This is a genomic window from Devosia litorisediminis (assembly GCF_018334155.1).
GTDB lineage: Bacteria > Pseudomonadota > Alphaproteobacteria > Rhizobiales > Devosiaceae > Devosia > Devosia litorisediminis.
This window is the reverse complement of the sequence record NZ_JAGXTP010000001.1, coordinates 453,905-476,541: the sequence shown is the minus strand read 5'-3', so window position 1 is coordinate 476,541 and position 22,637 is coordinate 453,905. Positions and strand designations below refer to the sequence as shown.

General features: G+C 61.2%; 22 protein-coding genes. 17 read left to right on the top strand and 5 right to left on the bottom strand.

Features of this window, described 5'->3' with window-relative positions; translation table 11 throughout:
* Positions 1–211 precede the first annotated feature (211 nt).
* A complete protein-coding gene (locus KD146_RS02255) occupies positions 212–463 on the bottom strand; it encodes an accessory factor UbiK family protein (RefSeq protein ID WP_212657129.1) in 252 nt (83 codons plus the stop codon).
* A gap of 110 nt (positions 464–573) precedes the next feature.
* Here KD146_RS02255 and lgt point away from each other — a divergent pair, with 110 nt between their 5' ends.
* From lgt to pth, 6 genes are all read left to right on the top strand, one after another.
* Positions 574–1,398 (top strand): prolipoprotein diacylglyceryl transferase, encoded by an 825-nt coding sequence (gene lgt, locus KD146_RS02250; RefSeq protein ID WP_345790727.1) that lies wholly within the window; start codon positions 574–576, stop codon positions 1,396–1,398.
* A 2-nt stretch (positions 1,399–1,400) separates the two neighbouring features.
* Positions 1,401–2,483, top strand: a complete 1,083-nt coding sequence (locus tag KD146_RS02245; protein WP_212657127.1) for a class I SAM-dependent methyltransferase — start codon at positions 1,401–1,403, stop codon at positions 2,481–2,483.
* Positions 2,483–3,244, top strand: coding sequence for a peptidoglycan editing factor PgeF (pgeF, locus tag KD146_RS02240; protein ID WP_212657126.1), 762 nt, complete (start codon positions 2,483–2,485; stop codon positions 3,242–3,244). Before KD146_RS02245 ends, pgeF begins: the two co-directional genes overlap by 1 nt.
* Positions 3,245–3,357: 113 nt before the next feature.
* Positions 3,358–4,290 carry a ribose-phosphate pyrophosphokinase gene (locus tag KD146_RS02235; RefSeq protein WP_249327556.1) on the top strand — a complete coding sequence of 311 codons (933 nt, stop codon included), beginning with the start codon at positions 3,358–3,360 and terminating at the stop codon, positions 4,288–4,290.
* Positions 4,291–4,461: 171 nt separating this feature from the next.
* Entirely contained in the window at positions 4,462–5,097 is a 636-nt protein-coding gene (locus KD146_RS02230; protein WP_212657125.1) for a 50S ribosomal protein L25/general stress protein Ctc, read from the top strand.
* 72 nt (positions 5,098–5,169) lie between these two features.
* Positions 5,170–5,907 (top strand): aminoacyl-tRNA hydrolase, encoded by a 738-nt coding sequence (gene pth / locus KD146_RS02225; protein ID WP_212657124.1) that lies wholly within the window; start codon positions 5,170–5,172, stop codon positions 5,905–5,907.
* Between the two features lie 63 nt (positions 5,908–5,970).
* On the opposite strand, the gene KD146_RS02220 is transcribed toward pth, so the two are convergent.
* Positions 5,971–7,275 carry a PQQ-dependent sugar dehydrogenase gene (locus tag KD146_RS02220; RefSeq protein ID WP_212657123.1) on the bottom strand — a complete coding sequence of 435 codons (1,305 nt, stop codon included), beginning with the start codon at positions 7,273–7,275 and terminating at the stop codon, positions 5,971–5,973.
* Positions 7,276–7,453: 178 nt separating this feature from the next.
* Between KD146_RS02220 and ychF the strand changes: the two genes are divergently transcribed.
* Both ychF and KD146_RS02210 read left to right on the top strand, forming a co-directional pair.
* Positions 7,454–8,551, top strand: a complete 1,098-nt coding sequence (gene ychF / locus KD146_RS02215) for a redox-regulated ATPase YchF (protein ID WP_212657122.1) — start codon at positions 7,454–7,456, stop codon at positions 8,549–8,551.
* An 83-nt stretch (positions 8,552–8,634) separates the two neighbouring features.
* Positions 8,635–8,994 carry a GNAT family N-acetyltransferase gene (locus KD146_RS02210; RefSeq protein ID WP_212657121.1) on the top strand — a complete coding sequence of 120 codons (360 nt, stop codon included), beginning with the start codon at positions 8,635–8,637 and terminating at the stop codon, positions 8,992–8,994.
* On the opposite strand, the gene KD146_RS02205 is transcribed toward KD146_RS02210, so the two are convergent.
* Complete coding sequence (locus KD146_RS02205; protein ID WP_212657120.1) at positions 8,991–9,914, bottom strand: helix-turn-helix domain-containing protein; 924 nt, start codon at positions 9,912–9,914, stop codon at positions 8,991–8,993. The genes KD146_RS02210 and KD146_RS02205 overlap by 4 nt on opposite strands.
* A gap of 159 nt (positions 9,915–10,073) precedes the next feature.
* Between KD146_RS02205 and KD146_RS02200 the strand changes: the two genes are divergently transcribed.
* The 5 genes from KD146_RS02200 (at position 10,074) to melA (KD146_RS02180) (ending at position 17,481) form a co-directional block, all read left to right on the top strand.
* Positions 10,074–12,143: an ABC transporter substrate-binding protein gene (locus tag KD146_RS02200; RefSeq protein ID WP_212657119.1), complete on the top strand. Its 2,070-nt coding sequence runs from the start codon at positions 10,074–10,076 to the stop codon at positions 12,141–12,143.
* Between the two features lie 71 nt (positions 12,144–12,214).
* On the top strand, positions 12,215–13,225 hold the full coding sequence (locus KD146_RS02195) for an ABC transporter permease (RefSeq protein ID WP_212657118.1): 1,011 nt from the start codon (positions 12,215–12,217) through the stop codon (positions 13,223–13,225).
* 56 nt (positions 13,226–13,281) lie between these two features.
* The gene (locus KD146_RS02190; RefSeq protein WP_212659075.1) at positions 13,282–14,412 is read left to right on the top strand and encodes an ABC transporter permease; all 1,131 of its coding nucleotides are present in this window, start codon (positions 13,282–13,284) and stop codon (positions 14,410–14,412) included.
* A gap of 11 nt (positions 14,413–14,423) precedes the next feature.
* Positions 14,424–16,094, top strand: coding sequence for an ABC transporter ATP-binding protein (locus KD146_RS02185; protein WP_212657117.1), 1,671 nt, complete (start codon positions 14,424–14,426; stop codon positions 16,092–16,094).
* A gap of 19 nt (positions 16,095–16,113) precedes the next feature.
* Positions 16,114–17,481, top strand: a complete 1,368-nt coding sequence (gene melA / locus KD146_RS02180; RefSeq protein ID WP_212657116.1) for an alpha-glucosidase/alpha-galactosidase — start codon at positions 16,114–16,116, stop codon at positions 17,479–17,481.
* Positions 17,482–17,533: 52 nt separating this feature from the next.
* On the opposite strand, the gene KD146_RS02175 is transcribed toward melA (KD146_RS02180), so the two are convergent.
* Positions 17,534–18,397 (bottom strand): cation diffusion facilitator family transporter, encoded by an 864-nt coding sequence (locus KD146_RS02175; RefSeq protein WP_212657115.1) that lies wholly within the window; start codon positions 18,395–18,397, stop codon positions 17,534–17,536.
* Between the two features lie 214 nt (positions 18,398–18,611).
* Positions 18,612–20,066, bottom strand: coding sequence for an alpha-glucosidase/alpha-galactosidase (melA, locus tag KD146_RS02170; RefSeq protein WP_212657114.1), 1,455 nt, complete (start codon positions 20,064–20,066; stop codon positions 18,612–18,614).
* Positions 20,067–20,170: 104 nt separating this feature from the next.
* Here melA (KD146_RS02170) and KD146_RS02165 point away from each other — a divergent pair, with 104 nt between their 5' ends.
* From KD146_RS02165 to KD146_RS02150, 4 genes are all read left to right on the top strand, one after another.
* Positions 20,171–21,043, top strand: coding sequence for an AraC family transcriptional regulator (locus tag KD146_RS02165; RefSeq protein ID WP_212657113.1), 873 nt, complete (start codon positions 20,171–20,173; stop codon positions 21,041–21,043).
* A gap of 62 nt (positions 21,044–21,105) precedes the next feature.
* Positions 21,106–21,585 carry a MaoC family dehydratase gene (locus tag KD146_RS02160; RefSeq protein ID WP_212657112.1) on the top strand — a complete coding sequence of 160 codons (480 nt, stop codon included), beginning with the start codon at positions 21,106–21,108 and terminating at the stop codon, positions 21,583–21,585.
* Positions 21,582–22,139 carry a MaoC family dehydratase gene (locus tag KD146_RS02155; RefSeq protein ID WP_212657111.1) on the top strand — a complete coding sequence of 186 codons (558 nt, stop codon included), beginning with the start codon at positions 21,582–21,584 and terminating at the stop codon, positions 22,137–22,139. Before KD146_RS02160 ends, KD146_RS02155 begins: the two co-directional genes overlap by 4 nt.
* Positions 22,140–22,170: 31 nt before the next feature.
* The gene (locus KD146_RS02150; RefSeq protein WP_212657110.1) at positions 22,171–22,515 is read left to right on the top strand and encodes a hypothetical protein; all 345 of its coding nucleotides are present in this window, start codon (positions 22,171–22,173) and stop codon (positions 22,513–22,515) included.
* The last annotated feature ends 122 nt before the right edge of the window (positions 22,516–22,637 follow it).

The following is a 22,637-nucleotide window of genomic DNA, read 5'->3' as shown; positions in this document are numbered from 1 at the left end:
TGATGATCGGTGCCTTAGCGTTAACAGACTGTTAACATCGAGGCCGGATCAACCGCTCTTTCTGCCCCAGAATGAAGCAGGCATGCGCACCCCGCGCCGCGGCAGCGCCCGACACGCCCCGATTGCGGAGCGTGAAACGAAAAAGCGCGCAATCACACAAGGGTGACCGCGCGCCTCTGTACACATCATTCCGGCAGCGAAGCTGCGAACCCTATTTGGCTTTGGCGCCGCCCTTGAGGCTGGCGATCTGCTGGCGCAGGGCATCGATCTCTTCGCCCTGGATCTGGACCAGCTCGCGCAGGGCATCGAAATCCTCGCGCTTTACCAGATCCATATCGGCTACCAGCCGCTGCACCTGCGACTTGACCACGGTTTCAGCTTCGCGGCGAACACCATCAGCGACACCGGCGGCTTCGTTCATAACGCGCCCGAGGCCATCAAAGATCTTGTTGCTCTGGTTCATTGCACACCCATTCGGTTGGCCTGTTTGACTTGATACTTAGGTGATGGCTGCTCACTTGACCAGAGAGGCCGAAGCGGCAATGGTCCGGCCGATTGCCGCAGGAGCCGCGCGTGCCCTTTCCCAATATTGATCCTATCGCCTTTGCCATCGGTCCTTTCGCGGTCCGCTGGTATGCCCTGGGCTATCTGTTCGGCACCGGTCTGGGTGCCTGCTATGGCTATCTGATGCTGGCCAATACCCGGCTCTGGCACAAGGGCGAGCCGCCCTTCAAGGCAGCCGATATCTGGGACTTTGCCTTCTGGACCATGCTCTCGATCGTGGTCGGCGGGCGCGTGGGCTATGTGCTGTTCTACAATCTGCCTTTCTATCTGGAAAACCCGACCCAGATGCTCAACACGCTTGATGGCGGCATGTCCTATCATGGCGGCATGCTGGGGCTGATGCTGGCGGCCATCCTGTTCACCCGCTCCAAGCACGGCAACTGGCTCAGCGCGCTCGATCTGATCGCCTCGGTCAGCACCATTGGCATCTTCCTGGTACGCATTGCCAACTTCATCAATGCCGAACTCTATGGTGCGCCCACCGCCCTGCCCTGGGGCGTCATCTTTCCAACCGACCCCGAACAGGTGCCGCGCCATCCCAGCCAGCTTTATGAGGCTGCGCTCGAAGGCCTGCTGCTGTTCCTGGTCATCCGCGTCTTCACCCATGTGTTCTACAGCCTGCGCCGCCCCGGCCTGGTCGCGGGTGTCTTTGGCATCGGCTACGGCCTGTCGCGCATCGCTGTCGAATTTGTCCGCCTGCCCGACGCGCAGATCGGCTATCTCTTTGGTGGCTGGCTGACCATGGGCATGGTGCTCAGCCTGCCACTGGTGCTCGGCGGCATCGGTCTTGTGGCCTTTGCAACGACGCGCAAGCAAAACGCATTGCGAGCCTGATCATGACTGAACAACAATCCCCATCGCTGTCCGAAATCATCGACATGCAGATCCGCACCACCGGACCGATGTCGGTAGCCACCTATATGGGCCTGTGCCTGACGCACCCCACCAAGGGCTATTACAAGACCGACGATCCGCTGGGTGCGGCAGGTGACTTTGTCACCGCCCCCGAAATCAGCCAGATGTTCGGCGAACTGATCGGCTTCTTCTTCGTCAATCTCTGGCAGCAAATGGGCAGTCCCAAAGAGTTCACCCTGCTCGAACTCGGGCCCGGCCGCGGCACGCTGATGGCCGACATCCTGCGCGTCGCCTGTCGCGCCGAAGGCTTTCGCGATGGGCTGGACCTGCGCCTGTTCGAAACCAATCCTGCCCTGATCGCGGAACAGAATGCCCGGCTGGAACCCTATGGCGCCAAATGGATCGATGGCTTCGACAAGGTGGGCCCCGGCCCGCTGCTGGTGATCGCCAATGAGTTCTTTGACGCTCTGCCTATCCGCCAGTTCGTGCGCGACACCGATGGCTGGCACGAGCGCATGATCGGCACCAATAATGGTCGCCGCGTCTTTGGGCTGAACCCCACCCCCATCCCGGCTTCGGCCATGCCCGAAATTTTGGGAGACGCCGAAATCAATGCCGTGCTCGAAGTGGGCCTGGCCAGCGGTGAGGTGATGAACCGGCTCGCAAGCACCATTTCCACCCAGGGCGGCGCGATCCTGGCCATCGACTATGGCTATGCGCGCACCCAGACTGGCGAAACCCTGCAGGGCGTGCGTCGCCACCAGTTTGCCGACGTACTGGACGCGCCCGGCGAAGTGGACCTGTCGGCCCATGTCGATTTCGAGGCGCTCGGCACCGTGGCGGCCAAGGCCGGCCTCGCCATCCAGCCGCTGGCAAGCCAGGGCCAGTTCCTCAGCCGCATGGGCATCAAGGAGCGCACCAGCGCCCTGATCGCGGCTAATCCGGGTTCTGCCGACGATCTGGCTGCGGCCCGGGACCGGCTGATCGGCCCCGACCAGATGGGCACCCTGTTCAAGGCCTTCTGCGCTGCCAGCCCCGGCCTGCAGCCACCCGGATTCGAATAATGCCGATCCCGTTTGAAACCAGCTCTGCGCTGGGAACAATCCGGCACGGCTTTTTTGGCCGTGCCGGGGGCGTTTCAACAGACGCTTATGCCAGCAACAACGTCTCGTTCACGACGGGGGATGACGAAGCCAACGTCACCGCCAATCGCGCCGGTGTTGCGACCTCCATGGGCTATGAGCCGCCCAATCTGGTCATTCTCAAGCAGACCCATACCGCCGATGTGCATGTTGTAGCCGCCCCGCTGGCGGCCGAGGAGATCGTGGAAGCTGACGCCATGGTCACCGACCGGCCCGGCCTGTTGCTGGGCATATTGACGGCCGACTGCACCCCGATCCTGTTTGCCGATGCACAGGCCAGGATCATTGGCGCCACCCATGCCGGGTGGAAGGGCGCGGCCAATGGCATTGCCGAGGCCACAATCGCCGCCATGGTAGCGCTTGGTGCACAACCCGAGCGCATTGTCGCCGCCATCGGCCCGACCATTTCGGGACCCAATTACGAGGTCGGCCCACAATTTGCTGCCGATCTGCTGGCCCTTTACCCCAGCGCCGGCAACCGCATCTTCGTGCCCGAAGGGGGCGTGGAGCATTTCGACCTGCCCGGATTTGTCGCCGATTGCCTAAGTGCTGCGGGCGTTCAAACTATCGATAGGGTGGGCAGCTGCACCTATGGTGACCCGGCCCGATATTTCTCCCATCGCCACGCCACACATCATGGGATCAAGACCGGACGACAGATCGCCGTCATCGGTCTGACGTAAATCTTTACCTATCGACCAATTGCGGCGTTGCGAGTCCGGGATGGACTCGCTAAAGCTGCCCGCGAAACTGGAAGGCCTCGATCCCGGAGGTCGGTTGAGACAGGATCGCGCCCATGAAGCTGGTGACCGGCAACTCGAACCGGGCCCTCGCCCAGGCTATTGCCAGCTATCTTGAGCTCCCGCTGACAGACTGTACGGTCAAGCGCTTTGCGGACAAGGAAGTCTATGTCGAGGTGCATGAGAATGTGCGCGGCGAAGACGCTTTCATCCTGCAGTCGACCAGCTTTCCCGCCAATGACAACCTGATGGAATTGCTGATCCTGACCGATGCGCTGCGCCGCTCATCAGCGCGCCGCATCACCGCAGTGATCCCCTATTTTGGCTATGCTCGCCAAGACCGCAAATCGGCGCCGCGCACCCCCATCTCGGCCAAGCTGGTGTCCAATCTGATTACCCAGGCCGGTGCCAACCGCGTGCTGACACTTGATCTGCATGCCAGCCAGATCCAAGGCTTTTTCGATATCCCCACCGACAATCTGACCGCTGCACCCGTCATGGTGCGCGACATTCAGGACAATTACGACGTCAAGAACGTCATGATCGTTTCGCCTGACGTTGGCGGTGTGGTACGCGCTCGCAATGTTGCCGGTCGTATCGGCGCCAATCTGGCCATCGTCGACAAGCGCCGCCCGCGTGCTGGCGTCTCCGAGGTGATGAACATCATTGGTGACGTGTCGGGCCAGGCCTGTATTCTGATCGATGACATCGTCGACAGTGGCGGCACGCTGGACAATGCGGCCGAGGCGCTGCTCAAGGCAGGCGCCAAGGAAGTCTCGGCCTATATCACCCACGGCGTTCTCTCCGATGGTGCTTCCGAGCGCATCGGTGCCTCCAAGCTCAAGGAACTGGTGGTCACCGATTCCATTGAAGAGACCGAAGCCCAGCGTCAGGCCGGCAATATCCGCCGGCTCGCCATTGCCCCGCTGATCGGCGAAGCCATTGCCCGCACAGCCAGCGAACAGAGCGTTTCGAGCCTGTTCGACTAAAGCGCTCGCCAAGCGCTCCTATCTGACTCAAACACGCGGCAAACCAGCGTTCCTGCTTGCTCAGGGTCCCGCTTTGGGCTATAGCCGCCGCCATGAAGCGCTCGTCACCCCTGGAGGACGGGCGCGTATGCTGTTGTAGTGACGCATACACCAACCAGAATGGATATTTCCATGGCTGAAGCTAAAGTGCTCAAGGCACAGGCGCGTGACGGAGTTGGCAAGGGGGCCGCTCGCGAACTGCGTCGTCAGGGACTCGTTCCTGCAGTTATCTACGGTGACAAGAAGGCTCCTGTTACCGTCTCCCTCGCTTACAAAGATGCGCACAAGTTCATCTACGCTGGCGGTTTCCTCTCCCACGTCCTCGAGCTGGATGTGGACGGCACCAAGCACACCGTGATCCCGCGCGATTACCAGCTTGATCCCGTCAAGGACTTCCCGATCCACGTCGACTTCCTGCGCGTTGGCAAGGGCACTCGCCTGACCGTTCAGGTGCACGTGAACTTCATCAACGAAGAAGCCAGCCCGGGCCTCAAGCGCGGCGGCACACTCAATGTTGTGCGCCACACCGTTGAAGTCTCGGCTCCTGCCGACGCGATCCCTGAAGAGATCACCGTCGACATGACCGGTTTCGATATCGGCGACTCGGTTCACATCTCGGCAGTGACCCTGCCCAAGAACGTGACGCCGACCATCACCGATCGCGATTTCACCATCGCCACCATCGTTGCTCCATCGGCTCTGAAGTCCGCTGGCGATGACGGCGCTGAAGAATCCGAAGATGCTGCAGGCGAAGCTGAGGCCGAGTAATCGTCCCGCTGACTTTCTGCTACAAGTTCGAGGCGGCCTTCGGGTCGCCTCTTTCGTTTTCTGGAGTGAGTGATGAAACTGCTTGTCGGCCTGGGCAATCCGGGCAACCAGTATCAGGGTAACCGCCACAATATCGGCTTCATGGCGCTCGACGCGATAGCACGCGCCCATTCCATTACCCAGTTTCGCTCCAAGCACTCCGGCAGCCTTGCCGAGGGCAATATCGGCGGCGAGAAGGTTATTCTGCTCAAGCCGCAGACCTTCATGAACCGCTCGGGCGACAGCGTTCAGCAGGTTGCCAAATTCTACAAGATCGATCCCGCCGACGTCATCGTGCTCTATGACGAGCTCGATCTGGCGCCGGGCAAGGTGCGGGTCAAGATTGGTGGCGGCAATGGCGGCCATAACGGCCTGCGCTCCATCGACCCCCAGATCGGGGTTAACTACAAGCGCGTCCGGCTTGGCATTGGTCATCCGGGCAAGGAATACGTCACCCACCACGTGTTGGGCGATTTCGCCAAGGCGGACCAGAACTGGCTCGATCCGCTGCTCGACGCCATTGGCAAGCATGTCGACCTGCTCATCAAGGGCGATGATGCCGGCTTCATGAACAAGCTGGCCCTGGCGATCCAGGCCAATCAGGAGCCGCCCCCCAAAGCCGAGGCGAAGGCTGCGCCCCAGGCCGAGCCGAAATCCGCACCCAAGGCCCAGAGCCATGTGCGACAGGCGCGTCAGGCCGCCCCGCAGGCGGCAGTGCCCAAATCGGGCCCGATGGCCGACATGCTCAAAAAGCTGTTCAAGGGCGACTGAAAAAACAAACGGCGCGCCAGTCGAAACTGACGCGCCGCGAATTCAACATGTCAGGCAGCTCGATCAGCCGGCAGTCACACGCCAGACAGCATCGCCGACATCGTCAACCGCCAGCAGCGCGCCATCCTTGGCCAGCGCCACGCCGACAGGGCGACCGCGCGAGAACTTCTCGTCATCGGCCAGGAACCCGGTCAACAGATCAATCGGCGCACCCTGGGGGTGACCATCTGCAAATGGCACCAGAATGAACTTGTAGCCGCTCAGCTTGGAGCGGTTCCACGAGCCATGCTGACCAATCACCATGCCCGCAGGCAGGCCTGGCAGCGTGTTCTCGGGCAACCAGCACAGGCCCAGCGAGGCCGTGTGACCGCCCAGCGCATAATCGGGCGCACTGGCGCTGGCCACCTTGGCCGGGTTCTGGGGCACGCGATCATCAACAGTCTGGCCCCAATAGCTGAAGGGCCAGCCATAAAAGCCGCCATCCTTGACCGAGGTCAGGTAATCAGGCGGGGTTTCATCGCCCAGCCCGTCGCGTTCATTGACCACGGTCCACAGCAAGCCATTGGTCGGCTCCCAGGCCATGCCAACCGGATTGCGCAGGCCGCCGGCAAATTCACGGTGCTTCTCGGTGACCAGATCAAGTTCGAAAATGCAGGCGCGGCCTTCTTCGGCCTCCAGACCATTCTCGCCAATATTGCTCTGCGAGCCGACAGCCACATAGAGCTTGGTGCCATCGGCATTGGCGAGCAGATTGCGCGTCCAGTGGCCACCGGGCTTCATTTCCATCAGCTTGCGGCCGGGCGCGGTGATCCTGGTCTGGCCCGTCTCATAGGGGAAGGCCATCACGCTGTCGGTATTGCCGATGTAGAGCTGATCGCCCACCAGAGCCATGCCGAAGGGCTGGCTGAGATCCTTGAGGAAGACCTCGCGGATTTCCGGTACGCCATCGCCATCGGCGTCGCGCAGCAGGGTGATCTGGTTGGCGCTGGGGCGCGTGGCCCCGGCGCGGCTCATCACGCGGTTCATCGCATAGTCGCGAATATTGCTTACCGTGGAAGGCAGCGAGGACGACTCGGCCACCAGCACGTCGCCATTGGGCAACACATAGGCCCAGCGCGGATGCTTGAGATTGGTCGCAAAGGGCGTGACCTTCAGACCAGGCGCAGCGATCGGCTTTTCACCCGGCGCCCAGCCCTTGGCGGTCGGCATTTTCAGCATGGGCATGGCGCCCTGCGGCTTGGCCTTGGGAATTTCAGGCGCCGAACCGAAGGCGGGCTTGAACGCGCCCATATGACGACCGCGGTAATACCACCACGCAAAAGCGGCGATCAGGGCGGCCAGAATGACCAGATTGAGGAAAAGGGCCATGCGGCACCTCCGACGATAGTGTGGTGGGAAGAACTAGAATGTTAGCGTTAATAGGGCGCATTGGCCGATCCGACAAGCGGTCTTGGCCCATCAGCGCCCAATAGCGGCACGCCGCTATGCATTGACATCTTTGCCCATCCGAACGAAGTGAAGGCTAACAAATTCCGGAGCTTTCCCCATGGGTTTCAAGATGGGCATCGTCGGTCTGCCGAACGTCGGCAAGTCGACCCTCTTCAATGCGCTCACGCGCACCGCTGCCGCCCAGGCCGCCAATTTCCCGTTCTGCACCATTGAACCCAATGTGGGCGAAGTCTCGGTGCCCGATCCGCGGCTCTACAAGCTCGCCGAGATCGGCAAGTCGATCAACGTCCTGCCCGCCCGCATGAGCTTTGTCGACATCGCCGGTCTGGTGAAGGGTGCCAGCCAGGGCGAAGGCCTGGGCAACCAGTTCCTCGCCAATATCCGCGAATGCGACGCCATCGCCTATGTGCTGCGCTGCTTTGAAGACGGCAATGTCATCCACGTCTCCAACAAGGTCGACCCGCTCGCGGACGCCGAAGTGGTCGAGACCGAGCTGATGCTGGCGGATCTGGAAAGCCTCGAAAAGCGCCGCAATGGCCTCGAAAAGAAGGCCAAGCAGGGCGACAAGGATGCCAAGATCACCCTTGAGCTGGTCGACCGCTCGCTGGCCCTGCTGCGCGACGGCAAGTCCGCCCGCTTCGTCAAGCGCGATGCCGAGGAAGAAAAGGCCTTCCAGGAACTGCAGCTGCTGACATCAAAGCCCGCGCTTTATGTCTGCAATGTCGACGAAGGCTCGGCCGCCAGCGGCAATGCGATGAGCAAGCTGGTCGAGGACTACGCCAAGGCGCACGACGCCGGTGTGGTGGTGATCTCCGCCGAGATCGAATCCCAGCTCGCCCAGCTGCCCGACGAGGAAGGCGCTGAATATCTCGAATCGCTGGGACTGGATGAGGCTGGCCTCAACCGCCTGATCCGCGAAGCCTACGACCTGCTCGGCCTGCAGACCTATTTCACGGTCGGCCCCAAGGAATCACGCGCCTGGACCATCCACAAGGGCGACAAGGCTCCGGCCGCTGCCGGCGTCATCCACTCCGATTTTGAACGCGGCTTTATCCGTGCCCAGACCATCGCCTTTGACGACTTCGTCACCCTGGGGGGTGAAGTCCCGGCCAAGGAAGCGGGCAAGGCCCGCGATGAAGGCAAGGAATACGTCGTCAAGGATGGCGACGTCATGCTGTTCAAGTTCAATACCTAACGGTGTTCACGCTCGCGCCAGTCGCGCCTGACGCGGCTGGTTTCAGTCGGCTTCTGGCTGAAAGCAAAGCGGGCGGGCATCTCATGCTGGTCCACTTCCAGGAGAATTGGCGCTCCGGCGCCAATGTCTTTGCGCGCCCCGGCGAGATCATGCTGGGGGCCTGGGACGGCGACACGCTGGTGGGAACCTGCGGGCGCAATGTGGATCCCTACGATCCCCATCTGCGCGCTGGCCGCGTCCGCTATCTCTATGTTGCCGAGGATCATCGCAAGCAGGGCATCGGGCAGCGCCTGATTGCCGCGATCCAGCACGATGCGGCCCGCAATTTCGACTATCTCAACACCAATGCGCCCGAGGCAGCCTTTGCCTTCTATGTGCATCTGGGTTTTGAGAAGCTCACCGAAGAATACGCCACCCACCGCTACGTCCTGACGCCGCACTAGCCCTCAATGGTATCCTTGCGCATCTGGCTTGGGGTCATGCCATAGGCCTTGCGGAAGTGTTCGTAGAACTGGGTCTGGCTCACAAAGCCCGACTGGAAGGCGACATTGGCGATCGACAGGCTGCCGTCGAACAGCAGGCTACGGGCGCGGATCAGGCGCATGCGGATGACGAATTTCTGCACCGAGATATGCATCACCTTGGTGAACAGGTTGATGGCGTAATTGGGGTGCAGCCCCACCACCTTGGCAATACTGTCAGCGCTGAGCGGATCGGTGATGTTCTCCACGATATGGCGCACCATGCGCACCACATAGCGCACGGGTGACCCGGTGCGGGTGCGCGACCCAGCCCCCTCCACCCATGCCGGCAGCAGCGTGTCCCAGCCGGTGATGGCGGCCCGACGGAACATGGTACCGATCTCGGCCCGCACGATCTCGGTCCGCAAGGCATTGCCGCTACGATAGTCCTGATGCCAGCGGTCCAGCGTTTCCAGGCCAATGCAATCGGGATTGAGCTGAATGACCCCACCGCCCATCAGGGTTTCCGTCAGCCGGCCCAGCTGCGGCATCTCCAGAAAAGCATCCATGGGCAGGTAGATATTGAGCTGACGACCTTCCGCGCTATCCGGGCTCAGGCCGATGGTCTGATGGGGAATGCCGGCCCAGAAGGCCACCAGCCGCCCCGCCTGCACCGAAACTGCCCCGCCATCGAACACATAATCCATGCTGCCCTGGGTCAGCCAGTTGAACTCGATATGCCCGTGGGTATGGGCATAGGGCATGATCTGCGGGGGAAATGAACGGATGCCAAACCGCCCGAACGCTTTGCCCGAGGCGTAGAAGCTGCGATCCGGACGCGGGGTCGGTCGCGGCGCGCGCTCACGCGGATTTGGCGTACGTACGGCAATATCAACAGTCATACTTATCAGCGCACTTCTTAGGAAACCGGAATAAGTCTCTATCATTCCGGATTGCTTCACATCTGGCAAGGCGTACGCTTTTGGCCGAGCAGAGGAAGAAGTCGGAAGGGAGCGTCCGGCGCCGGCAATCAATGCCAGCCCCCTGCCGTAGGAGGTCTTATGAGAAAACATGCAATGGCCCTTGGTGGGGCTGGACTGATGCTGGGCGTCTCGCTGATGGCGGTACAGGCCCAGGACCTGACGGGCGAACTGCCCGATCCCCCGGCATTCGCAGCACAGAGCGAACCGGTCTTCGTCAGCATTTCTGACATTCTCGAATACAAGGCGCTGCCCGAATATCACGAGCCTGCCTGGGTCACCTCGAAATATGTCGATGCCGGCACCCTGCCGCCCGTCGCCGAGCGCCTGCCCAAGGAGCCCATGGTCTACAAGACCGCCAACATGCCCGACGGCACGGGCGTTTACGGCGACACCATGCGCCATGTCATTGGCGGGCGGCCTGAAGGCTGGAACTATATCGGTGGTCAGTCCCAGGGCTGGGGCGGCATTGATATCGGCATGTCAGAGTGTCTGACCCGCACTGGTCCGCTGTTTGAGGTCAAGGCGGACGAACTGTCGCCACTGCCCAATCTGGCCAAGAGCTGGGAATGGTCCGAAGACGGCCATGAGCTGACCATGCACCTGATCGAAGGCGCAAAATGGTCGGATGGCGAGCCCTTCACCTCTGACGACGTGATGTTCTACTGGAACGACAATGTGCTCGATTCCAACGTCTCCCCGCTCAATGGCGCAACGCCGGAAACCTTTGGTCCCGGCACCACGCTCGAAGCGGTAGATGACTACACCATCAAGTGGACATTCCAGGAATCCCGCCCGGAGCAGTACCTGTACGCCATGGCCTATGGCACGTTCTGCCCCGGCCCGGCCCATATCCTGCGGCCAGAGCATCCGAATTATTCCGACAACACCTATGAGCAGTACAAGAACGCCTTCCCGCCCGAATATATGAACATTCCGGTGATGGGTGCCTGGGTGCCGGTTGAGTACCGCCCCGACGATATCGTGGTGATGCGCCGCAACCCCTATTACTGGAAGGTCGACGAGGCCGGCAATCAGCTGCCTTACCTCAACGAAATGCACTATCGCCTGTCGACATGGGCCGATCGTGACGTTCAGGCCGTGGCCGGTTCGGGCGATTTCTCCAACCTCGAACAGGCTGAAAGCTTCGTGGAAGCCCTCAAGCGCTCTGCTGAAGACACCGCACCAGCCCGCCTGCAGTTTGGTGCCCGCACCATCGGCTACACACTTGAGATGAACCTGTCAGCCAATGGCTGGGGCGAACCCGATGACCGCGCTCAGTCCGTGCGCGAACTCAACCGCAATCTCGATTTCCGCAAGGCAATCTCGATCGCCGTTGATCGTCAGCGTCTGGGCGACTCCCTGGTGCGTGGTCCGTTCACCGCCATCTATCCCGGCGGCCTCTATGCCGGTACCGCCTATTACGACAAGGCGTCCACCACCTACTATCCGTACAATCTCGAAGCTGCCGGCGAACTGCTCGACGGCCTGGGCCTGACCGATACGGACGGCAATGGCATCCGCAACTTCCCCGAAGGTGGGGATGACGTGGAAATCACGCTGCTGGCCAACACCGATTATGGCACTGACACCAGCCTCGCTGAAGGCGTCATCGCCATGATGGAGCCGCTTGGTCTGCGTGTGATTGCCAACTTCCAGCAGGGCACCGCCCGTGACGACATGCAGGAATCCGGTCAGTTCGACTGGCACGTGCGCCGTCAGGGCAGTGAACTGGTCTCGGTGGTGCAGGGTACCGCAGCACTCGCCCCAACCGGTCCGCGCACCAGCTACTTCCACCGCGCCGGAACCGATGGCTCGGTTGATCTGCTGCCCTTCGAGGCCGAGCTGGTCGATACGGTCAATGCCTTCATCAACACCTCCGACGCCGCCGAACGCGCCGAGCTGATGAAGACCTACCAGAAGCTGTACACCGAGAATGTCTACACGGTGGGTCTGACCCAATACCCAGGCGCCCTGATCATCAACAAGCGCTTTGCCAATATCCCGGCAGGTGCCCCGATCTTCATGTTCAACTGGGCCGAAGACAACATCATCCGCGAGCGTGTGTATGTGCCTGAGGACAAGCAGGGCGATCACGAGCTGCATCCTGAGACCCTGCCGGGCGCGCCCGGTTCGGACGGCGCGATGTAGTCCATTCTTCGTGCATTGAACTCCGGCAGGGGGACCCGTCCCCCTGCCTCCCTCGATAAAGGCTTGCGGCCATGATCCGATTTCTTTCCATGCGAATTCTGGGCGCGATCCCCCTGCTGATCCTGCTCAGCGTGGTGACCTTCGCCATCATCCAGGCGCCTCCGGGCGACTATGCGGACTATATCCGCTCCATGCTGATCAATCAGGGCGGCGTGCAGCCTGATCTGGCTGAGGCCCAGGCCGAGATCTATCGCGAGGCCAATGGGCTCAACGATCCGCTCGTCGTGCAGTATTTCCGCTGGATCACCGGCATCGTCACCCGCTTCGATTTCGGTCACTCGCTGTACTACAACAAGCCTGTGGGCAACGTGGTCGCCGAGCGGCTGCCCGCCACCATCATGCTGGCGCTGACCTGCCATATCCTGGCCTCGGTGCTCGGCATCGGCCTGGGCATCATCGCCGCCACCCGCCAGTATAGCTGGGTCGATACCGGGCTGGGCATCATCTCCTTTCTGGGCATGACCATCCCCCGCTTCCTGCTGGCCATCATCATTCTGTATTTCCTCGTCTTCCGGCTCAATGTTTCGGAAGTCGGCATGTTCTTCTCGGCCAAATATGGCGGCGCGCCCTGGAGCTGGGACAAGTTCGTCAATCTGCTGCAGCACATCTGGCCGGTGATCTTCATCGCCACCTTTGGCGGGCTGGCCTACAATATGCGCGTCATGCGGGCCAATCTGCTCGACGTGCTCAACAGCCAGTATGTCGAGACCGCCCGCGCCAAGGGTCTGCCTGAATCCGCAGTGATCATGAAGCACGCCGTGCCCAATGCCCTGCACCCGCTGGTCGCCTATCAGGGCGTGGTACTGCCCTACATGCTCACCGGCGAAATCGAAGTGGCCATCGTCTTCGGTCTGGCCACTGTGGGCCCCGCCATTGTCGGATCCATGGGCGTGGGCGACGTGTTCGTCACAGCCACCTTCATGCTGGTGCTGGCCGTCACCCTGATCATCGGCAATATCATTTCCGATATCCTGCTGGTCGCCCTTGATCCGCGCGTTCGCCTGGGGGGAGCAGCAGAATGACCAAGACTGAAACCCGCTCTTCCATTCCATTGCCACCTGACGCCGGCGGCGGCCCCATGCCAACCGGCGCCGATGAAGCCATCGAACAGCCACCTGTGCTCACCCGCTTCGGTGCGGGCAGCGAAGGCTATGCCACGCTGGTCTGGCGCCGTTTCCGCCGCTCCACCATGGGCATGATCGGTTTGGTGCTGGTCATCACCCTGCTGGTGGTCTCGGTGTTCGCCGACTTCTTTGCGCCCATGGACCCCAAGGAGCCCAACCTTCCCTTTGCCCAGCCCGACGTCGTTGCCTTTGAGGACCCGGATGGCAATTTCAGCCTGGTCCCATGGGTTTATCCGATCGGCGATACCGGCGAATTCGACCCCATCACCTTCCAGCCCCTGACGGGTCTGGAAAAGGACAATCCGACCCCGACCGGTTTCTTCGTCACCGGTCACGAGTACAGATTGCTCTGGTTCATTCCGGCCAATATCCACTTCTTCGGCTCCACCGATGGACGCCCAATCCAGCTGCTGGGCACCGACAAGTTTGGGCGCGACATCCTCTCGCGCGGCATAATCGGTTCGCGTATCTCGCTGATGATCGCTCTGGCCGTGGTCACCATCACCACCATTGTGGGCACCCTGGTGGGCATCACCTCGGGCTATATTGGCGGCAGGCTCGACAACTGGGTGCAGCGCTTCGTCGAGTTCGTCCTCGCTTTCCCCCAATTGCCGCTCTATCTCGCCCTGACCTCACTGATCCCGGTGACTGCACCCTCCAACGTGTTCCTCACCTTCGTGATCTTTGTCATGGCGGTGCTGGGCTGGGCGCAGCTGAGCCGCGAAGTGCGCAGCAAGACCCTGTCGCTGGCACGCATCGATTATGTTCGCGCGGCGATCGCCGTGGGCGCCACCGATAGCCGCATCATCACCCGCCACATCCTGCCCAACGTGCTCAGCCACATCATCGTCTCGATCACCCTGGCGGTGCCCACCGTGGTGCTGCTTGAGAGCTTCCTGGGTTTCCTGGGCTTTGCAGTCAAACCCCCGCTGATCTCATGGGGCCTGATGCTGCAGGATACCGGCACCTTCTCGGTCATCGGTTCCTACCCCTGGATCCTGAGCCCCGTCATCTTCGTGCTGATCACCGTCTTCGCATTCAATGCGCTGGGCGACGGTCTGCGCGACGCCATCGACCCCTATTGAGGAGCAGGCTCATGAGCGAAAACCACTTCACGCCTGTTGCCGATGAACGCCACGATCTGGGTGACCACGGCCGCGAACTGATTTTGGATGCCCGCAATATCGGCGTCAATTTCAAGGTCGAGGGCGGCACCGTCAACGCCGTGCGCGACGTTTCCTTCCAGCTGCACAAGGGCGAGACCATCGCGCTGGTCGGCGAGAGCGGCTCGGGCAAATCCGTCACCGCCCGCACGCTGATGAAGCTGCTGACCAAGCGCGCCACGATCCTGCCCGAGACCCAGATCACCCTGTCGGGCAAGAACATCGTGACCATGGACGATCGCGGCATGCGCAAGCTGCGCGGCAATGATCTGGCGATGATCTTCCAGGAGCCCATGAGCTCGCTCAACCCGGTCTATACCATCGGCCAGCAGCTGTGCGAGATCATCCATCTGCACAACCGCATGAGCCGTGCCGACGCCATGAAAAAGGCCGAGGCCCTGCTCGAGGAAGTGCAGATCCCCGAACCCAAGGCACGCCTGAACAATTATCCGCACCAGCTCTCGGGCGGGCAGCGCCAGCGCGTCATGATCGCCATGGCCCTGGCCAATCGCCCCGATGTGCTGATTGCCGACGAACCCACCACCGCGCTCGACGTCACCGTGCAGGCCCAGATCCTGCACCTGATCGACGGGCTCAAGGACAAATACGGCATGGCGGTGATCCTGATCACCCATGACCTGACCATTGTTCGCCAGTTTTCCGACTACGTCTATGTGATGCAGAATGGCCGGGTGCAGGAGCACAATGCCACCGAGGCGCTGTTTGCCAATCCCCAGCATGCCTATACCCGGCATTTGCTGGCATCCGAGCCCAAGGGCACGGCCCTGCCGCTGGTCGAAGGTGCCCACGAAACGGTGCTCGAAGGCAAGAACGTCAAGGTCAGCTTCACGCTCAAGCGCGGCGGCTTCTTCAAGCCCGACTTCTTCGAGCTCAAGGCCGTCGACAATCTCGACATCACCCTGATGCGCCACGAAACCCTGGGCATTGTCGGTGAAAGCGGATCGGGCAAGACCACCTTCGGCCAGGCGCTGATCCGGCTGATCGGCAATCAGGGCGGGCAGATCTTCTTTGATGGCGAGCCCATTCACGACAAGGACCGCAATGGCATGCGCCCGCTGCGCAGCCGCATGCAGATCGTGTTCCAGGACCCTTTCGCCAGCCTGAACCCGCGCATGTCGATCCGCCAGATCATCGAGGAAGGGCTGATCGTCAATCACATCGGCGCCAATACCCGCGAACGGGTCGACCGCGTGCGCCAGGCCCTGGTCGATGCGGGCATGCCCGACACCATCCTGAACCGCTTCCCGCATGAGTTTTCCGGCGGCCAGCGCCAGCGTATCGCCATTGCCCGGGCCATTGCGCTGGAGCCCGAATTCATCCTGCTCGATGAACCCACCTCAGCGCTTGATCTGTCGGTTCAGGCCCAGATCATCGATCTGCTGCGCAAGCTGCAGGACGAAAAAGGCCTCAGCTACCTCTTCATCAGCCACGACCTCAAAGTCGTTCGCGCCCTCTGCCACCGCGTCATGGTGATGCAGAATGGCCAGATCGTCGAACAGGGGCCGGTGGCCGACGTCTTGACCACCCCCCAAACCGAATATACGGCCCGGCTCGTCCGCGCCGCATTCGAAATTGCCGCCTAACCTCTCGGAGCATTCCTTCATGGCAAATCCAAAAATCACTTTCATCGGCGCCGGTTCGGCCGTGTTCATGAAAAACATCGTGGGCGATATTTTGCAGCGCCCCGCTCTGGCTGGTGCCACCATCCGCCTGATGGACATCAACCCCACCCGGCTCGAAGAGAGCGAAATCATCGCCAAAAAGCTGATTGCCACATTGGGCGTGTCAGCCACTGTCGAGACCTTCGCCGACCAGCGCCAGGCGCTTGATGGCACCAATTTCGTCGTCGTCTGCTTCCAGATCGGCGGCTATGAGCCGTCCACGGTCATCGATTTCGATGTGCCCAAAAAGTACAATCTGCGCCAGACCATTGCCGATACGCTGGGCGTGGGCGGCATCATGCGCGGGCTGCGTACCGTGCCCCATCTGTGGAGCATCTGCGAAGACATGCTGCAGGTCGCACCCGACGCGATCATGCTGCAATACGTCAACCCGATGGCCATCAACACCTGGGCCATTGCCGAGAAATACCCCACCATCAAGCAGGTCGGCCTCTGCCACTCCGTGCAGGGCACGGCCATGGAACTGGCCCACGACCTCAACATTCCCTACGAGGAAATCCGCTACCGCTCGGCCGGCATCAACCACATGGCCTTCTATCTCAAGTTCGAGCACCGTCAGGCCGACGGCTCCTACAAGGATCTCTATCCCGAGCTGCACCGCGCCTATGCCGAAGGCCGTGCGCCCAAGCCCGGCTGGAACCCGCGCTGCCCCAACAAGGTGCGCTATGAGATGATGACGCGGCTGGGCTATTTCGTCACCGAAAGCTCCGAGCACTTCGCCGAATACACGCCCTATTTCATCAAGGAAGGCCGCGAGGACCTGATCGAGAAATTCGGCATTCCGCTCGACGAATATCCCAAGCGTTGCATCGAGCAGATCGCCAAGTGGAAGAAGACCTCCGAGGACTATCGCAAAGCCGACCGCATCGAGGTGGCCCAGTCCAAGGAATACGCCTCCTCCATCGTCAACTCGGTCTGGACCGGCGAGCCTTCGGTGATCTACGGCAATCTGCGCAATAACGGCGTCATCACCAGCCTGCCCAACAATGCCGCGGTCGAAGTGCCATGCCTGGTCGACGACAATGGCCTGCAGCCCACCTATATCGGTGAATTGCCGCCGCAACTGACCGCCCTGATGCGCACCAATATCAACGTGCAGGAACTCACCGTCCGGGCGCTGATGGAAGAAAAACGCGAGCACATCTATCATGCCGCCATGATGGATCCGCACACCGCAGCCGAGCTTGATCTCGAGCAGATCTGGAACGTGGTCGATGATCTGATCGAGGCCCACGGTACCTGGCTGCCCGACTGGACCCAGGGTCCGCGCAAACAGCGCGTCGCCTAAGCTTTCCTCCCCGATCTGGCCTCGCAGTGCAAACTGCGGGGCCGGAACGCTTTTACAGCCAGCTCTTGTCGGCGGTAAAATCCACCGACAGCCAATAGCCCGGCCCCGAACGTCCCAGACCCGCTGCGATCTCATTGCGAATGGCATCAAGCTCATCAAATGAGCGCGTATCGCTGCCAGAGGCCGCCACCAATCCGATCTCGATGAACTGCTGGCGCCCGAACTGGCGCACATAAGAGCTGTGATCGATAAAGCCGTGCCTGGCTGCCACGGCCTCGACAATCGCATGCACCTGCTCGTTCAGCCCGCTGGGAGCGATGATCAGAAACTCCCGCCCCGCCCGCATCACGGTGCGCACCGGGAACGGCGCCAACACCACGGCAATCACCATCAGAATGGCCGGATCGACATAGGCAGTCAGCGCAGCTTCATCGCTATGCGACAACAGCCAGGCGCTGGCAAAGCTGATGGTCAGGCCCAGGCTGAGCAAGGCCCCCATCAACCACGAGCGCGAGTCGATATGCAGCAGCTGCGAGCGGGTCTGCCGCGCCGCCTTGGCAGTGATCAGATACATCACGAAACTGCCCAGCCCGGTGACCGACACGAAGATCGCGCCAAAGCCGTATTGCACGACACGACCGCCCGCCAGAATGCCGCTGAGCCCGTCGATGAACGCGTAGATGCAGGCAAACAGCAGGATCGAGCCGTTCAGCAGCGCCATGATGGTTTCCAGGTGCCAATAGCCAAACTGGAACCGGTCATCATTGCCGCGCGCGATCAGCCGCACGACCAGCAGTGCCATGGCCGTCATGACCGCGTCGATCAGCTCGTAAAAACCATCAAAGACAATAGAACGCGAAGCGGCCCACAGGCCAAAGACAATGCTGAGTGTGGCCCCCACGACGGTGGCCAGCATGGAAATTTTCAAAGTCCGCTGCTCGTAGAGCGCATTTTTGGACAGCATAGTCTGACGGCGCGACCCGACCGCACGTCCTTTCAGGCTCGCCTGAGTGGCAGTCGCTGCGAACTCATCCCATGCAATGCCTGCGGCCACAAGATTTCGTGCCACAAAAAACGAAAAACGGACGCCACAAGGGCGTCCGTTTTCGGGAGGAAGGCATCATCAACCTTCAGTGATGCCCGCCGGTAACTTCACGCAGTTCCTCAACCGAGCGCACCCGCCTGCGCGCAGCGCCATCCCAGTCCCGCGTCTTGACTGTCGACTTGGCCACACGCGCCTTGGCAGCAGGAACCGCATGGGCATATTGAGGCAACCACTCCGCCTGCGCTACGAGCATTTCGTCTACCATGGCCCACACTTCGTCGGGTGTGCAGATGGCCCCCACCAGCGGATCGTGCAGCACGGCCAGCTTGAGCGTATCGACATTGCCTGTCATCGCAGCCTCGACCGACAGCCGCTGTACCGAGACCGACACCGAGCAGGTCGCCGCGCAGGCCGTCGGCAGCGTGATCCCCTCAATCATGTTGATACCGAAGCGGTCGACATAGCCCGGGCTCTCAATGATCGCATCATCAGGCAGATTGGTGATGATGCCGTTATTGCGGCGGTTGAAGTGACCGCGATAGACCCGGCCGGTTTCGATGGCCTCGATGATGTGGCTGGCATGCTCGCTGGTGCGCTTGTGCTCACTCAGCGGCTTGTTGGCCTGTTCCTTGAACATCGGAAAATCGGTTTCAAACCAGTTGCGACGCTCGGTCGAGTAGCGCAGATAGCCGCCCGTCTCGCCGTGGATCCAGTCGCTCATGTCGATCCAGCGGCTGATTTCCTCGGGCCGCTTGCGATACCATGGCAGATATTCACTCAGATGCCCGTTGGACTCGGTGGAATAGAACCCGAAACGCTTGAGCACGTCGATCCGCACCTTTTCCTGCCTGGAATAGACCGGGTGCGCCTCAAAGCCGGCGAGCAGTTCGTCAGCCTCGACCGTGCGGCCCTTGGCGCGAATTTCGGTGTACCAGGTCTGGTGATTGATACCCGCGCACACATAGTCGAGTTCGTGCTCTTCAATGCCCAGCACCTTGGCGATCTGGGAGGCGCCATGCTGCACGCCGTGGCACAAACCCACAACATTGACCCCGCCATAGGCTTCGGCAGCCCAGGTGTTCATCGCCATTGGGTTGGCATAGTTCAGGAACAGGGCACCGGGCTCGGCCACCTCACGGATGTCCTTGCAGAAATCAAGGATCACCGGAATATTGCGCTGACCATAGAGAATGCCGCCCGCACAGATCGTGTCGCCCACGCACTGGTCCACGCCATATTTGAGCGGGATTGAAATATCGCTGGCAAACGCCTCAAGCCCACCCACCCGAACGCAGCTCATGATGTAGCGCGCGCCGGTGATCGCCGCCCGGCGGTCGGTGGTCGCCGTCACCTTGGCTGGCAGCTTGTTCACCGACACGATGGTCTCAATGACCTGTCTGACCATATCCAGATTGGCCGGATTGATATCGGTCAGGGCGAACTCGCAGCCGACAAATTCAGGCACCTTGAGCAGATCCGAAATAAGCGTCTTGGTGAAGCCGATCGAGCCGGCCCCGATGACGGTAACTTTGAATGACATGAATATCCTCCCCGCGTGATCCGCAATGGCGTCTTCTTGCCTTCATTGCTAGCTCTGCGAACACTTTTCTGATAGAGAAAGCTTGTGCGATTGCGGGTAATTTTGTGCTCACTGAACTGATTGAATATGGCCATAAGGTGCGCGGCCTGACGCTGCCCAAGAGCGCCGTGCCGCTGCATTGCATGGCCATTGGCGCCGGCTATGAACAGCGGTTCAACGAGGTTTATTCCTGGGATGGCCAGCAGCGTGGCGACGCGCCTTTCATCGTCATTCAGCACACGCTGGAGGGAGAGGGGCGGCTCGACTTCGCGGGCACCCATTACCGGCTGACGCCGGGCCAGACCATGGTGCTCAGCCTGCCCCATGCCCATCGCTACTGGCTCGAACGCGGCCAGCACTGGCAGTATTTCTGGATGGTGCTCAACGGGCGCGAAGCATTGCGGCTGGCCCGCGAGATCATCGACGCGGCCGGGCCGGTCTCCACCCTGCCCGGCCCGGTCATTGATCGACTGGCAGCGGCCTGCCTGATCCTGATCGATCGCCCCGACATCACCCCCGGCGAAGCCTCCAGCGCCACCTATGCGGCCATGGCGGCGCTGCATGACGGCGTCTTCGCGGCCAATGCCGCCCCTGCGCAGGCCCTGCCCCCTGCCATTGCCCGGGTTGTTGGCCATATCGAGGCCAATCTGACTAAACCGCTGCAGGTCGAGCGGCTTGCCCTGATCGCCGAAATGAGCCGCGCTCATTTTGTGCGCCAGTTCAGCCAGGCGACTGGAAGCTCCCCCTCCGATTTTGTCCTCAGCCGGCGTATCGAGCGTATTGAACGACTGCTGCTCGCCACCGACATGAGCGTGGGCGCCATTGCGGGCGCCACCGGCTTTGCTGACGCAAACTATCTGGCCAAGACCTTCCGTCGCAAGCGCGGCATGCCCCCGCTGGCCTGGCGCCGCACCCAGCGACTGGCGGTCGGCGCATGATAACCGGGTTGCCTTGCCACAAGAAAAGGCGGTAAACGAACGTTGACGTATAGGGCAAGCAAATGACCAATCCTGTCACCAAAGACCGCCGCCATTTTGAGGATCTCGCCATTGGCGAGGTGATCGATCTGGGCCACACCAAAGTGACCAAGGCGATGATCATCACCTTTGCCACCGAGTTCGACCCCTTCCCCTTTCATCTCGATGAAAAGGCCGCCAAGGCCAGCCTGCTCGGAGGTCTCGCCTCCAGTGGCTGGCAGACCGGCGGGCTCAGTCTGCGCATGCTGGTGGACAGCTTCTTGAGCACGATCGCCTCGGCGGGCGGGCTCGGTTTTTCCGATCTGAAGTGGAAAAATCCGGTCATGGTCGACGACACCATTGGCGGCACGGTGACCATTGTCGACCTGCGCCGCTCCGAGAGCCATCCGCAATGGGGCATCGTCACACTCGATTTCGATGTCCGCAATCAGAAGGGCGCGTCGGTGATGAGCATGCGTCTGGCCAATCTGGTTGATACCCGCACACCCGGAGTTGCCGCATGACCCGCTGGTTTGAGGATATCATCATCGACGAGGTCTTCCCGCTCGGCAGTCACACCTTTGACGCCGACGAGATTGTCCGCTTCGCCACGCTCTATGATCCGCAATATTTCCACCTCGACGCCGAGGCCGCCAAGCACAGCCATTTCGGCGGGCTGGTCGCCAGCGGCTGGCACACGGTCAGCGTCGGCCATCGCCTGATGGTGGACACCCTGTTTGCCGAAGAGGAGCGCCTGCGCGCGATGGGGCTTGAACCCGGCGTCTCGGGGCCTTCTCCCGGCGTCAACTCCATGGACTTCAAGGTCCCGGTGCGCCCCGGCGATACGGTCAGCTATGAACTGGTGGTCACCGACAAGCGCGCCTCGAACTCCATTCCCGGCTGGGGGCTGCTGTTCAACAAGCTGACCGCTCTCAACCAGCACGGCGAACTGGTCTATCGCGCCGATCTGGTCGGCTTCTCGAAATTGCGCGACTACAAGATGCCGCTCAAGCTCAAGATCATGCTCGCCCTTAGCAAACTGCCCATTGTGGGGCCCTTGCTCAAACGCCGCGCTTGAAAGCCGGGCCACGGCCCGGCACTGTGTGCCCATGCGCCGAATCGCCCTTATCGCTGCCCTCACCGCCCTGACCGCAACGCCCACGCTCGCCCAGAGCTTTGAGGGCAATTGGGGCTGTCGCGACACCACCAGCGCCAAGGCGGGCATTCTGACCATTTATGGCAATGTCTACGGCTTTGCCTCGACAACGCCGGGCGATCCCAGTTCGGGGACCGGCACCATTACCGGCTACGAGAATGGTGTCGGCTTCAATGATGGAGGCCTCAAGACCGCCCGCAACATCACCGCTGGACGGGTCATCCCCGATCCAAGCTTCGGTGCGGCCATCCAGCTCGAAACCACCGAAGCCATCGTCATGCTGTGCACGCCACGCTGATTTGAACCTTTTTACATCTCAGGGCTTGAATTGCTGGGCGGATGCACTAAATCCCCCCTGTGGCGCCGGGCCCCTCTGGCGATAGCAACGCATGCTGTCGTGATGTCGGAGCCACTCCAAAC

Bases quoted from the DNA above. Each gene is read 5' to 3' on its own strand.
- KD146_RS02255 (WP_212657129.1), bottom strand. From the start codon at position 463: ATGAACCAGAGCAACAAGATCTTTGATGGCCTCGGGCGCGTTATGAAC.
- KD146_RS02245 (WP_212657127.1), top strand. From the start codon at position 1,401: ATGACTGAACAACAATCCCCATCGCTGTCCGAAATCATCGACATGCAG.
- pgeF (WP_212657126.1), top strand. From the start codon at position 2,483: ATGCCGATCCCGTTTGAAACCAGCTCTGCGCTGGGAACAATCCGGCAC.
- KD146_RS02235 (WP_249327556.1), top strand. From the start codon at position 3,358: ATGAAGCTGGTGACCGGCAACTCGAACCGGGCCCTCGCCCAGGCTATT.
- KD146_RS02230 (WP_212657125.1), top strand. From the start codon at position 4,462: ATGGCTGAAGCTAAAGTGCTCAAGGCACAGGCGCGTGACGGAGTTGGC.
- pth (WP_212657124.1), top strand. From the start codon at position 5,170: ATGAAACTGCTTGTCGGCCTGGGCAATCCGGGCAACCAGTATCAGGGT.
- KD146_RS02220 (WP_212657123.1), bottom strand. From the start codon at position 7,275: ATGGCCCTTTTCCTCAATCTGGTCATTCTGGCCGCCCTGATCGCCGCT.
- ychF (WP_212657122.1), top strand. From the start codon at position 7,454: ATGGGTTTCAAGATGGGCATCGTCGGTCTGCCGAACGTCGGCAAGTCG.
- KD146_RS02210 (WP_212657121.1), top strand. From the start codon at position 8,635: ATGCTGGTCCACTTCCAGGAGAATTGGCGCTCCGGCGCCAATGTCTTT.
- KD146_RS02205 (WP_212657120.1), bottom strand. From the start codon at position 9,914: ATGACTGTTGATATTGCCGTACGTACGCCAAATCCGCGTGAGCGCGCG.
- KD146_RS02200 (WP_212657119.1), top strand. From the start codon at position 10,074: ATGAGAAAACATGCAATGGCCCTTGGTGGGGCTGGACTGATGCTGGGC.
- KD146_RS02195 (WP_212657118.1), top strand. From the start codon at position 12,215: ATGATCCGATTTCTTTCCATGCGAATTCTGGGCGCGATCCCCCTGCTG.
- KD146_RS02190 (WP_212659075.1), top strand. From the start codon at position 13,282: ATGCCAACCGGCGCCGATGAAGCCATCGAACAGCCACCTGTGCTCACC.
- KD146_RS02185 (WP_212657117.1), top strand. From the start codon at position 14,424: ATGAGCGAAAACCACTTCACGCCTGTTGCCGATGAACGCCACGATCTG.
- melA (WP_212657116.1), top strand. From the start codon at position 16,114: ATGGCAAATCCAAAAATCACTTTCATCGGCGCCGGTTCGGCCGTGTTC.
- KD146_RS02175 (WP_212657115.1), bottom strand. From the start codon at position 18,397: ATGCTGGCCACCGTCGTGGGGGCCACACTCAGCATTGTCTTTGGCCTG.
- melA (WP_212657114.1), bottom strand. From the start codon at position 20,066: ATGTCATTCAAAGTTACCGTCATCGGGGCCGGCTCGATCGGCTTCACC.
- KD146_RS02160 (WP_212657112.1), top strand. From the start codon at position 21,106: ATGACCAATCCTGTCACCAAAGACCGCCGCCATTTTGAGGATCTCGCC.
- KD146_RS02155 (WP_212657111.1), top strand. From the start codon at position 21,582: ATGACCCGCTGGTTTGAGGATATCATCATCGACGAGGTCTTCCCGCTC.
- KD146_RS02150 (WP_212657110.1), top strand. From the start codon at position 22,171: ATGCGCCGAATCGCCCTTATCGCTGCCCTCACCGCCCTGACCGCAACG.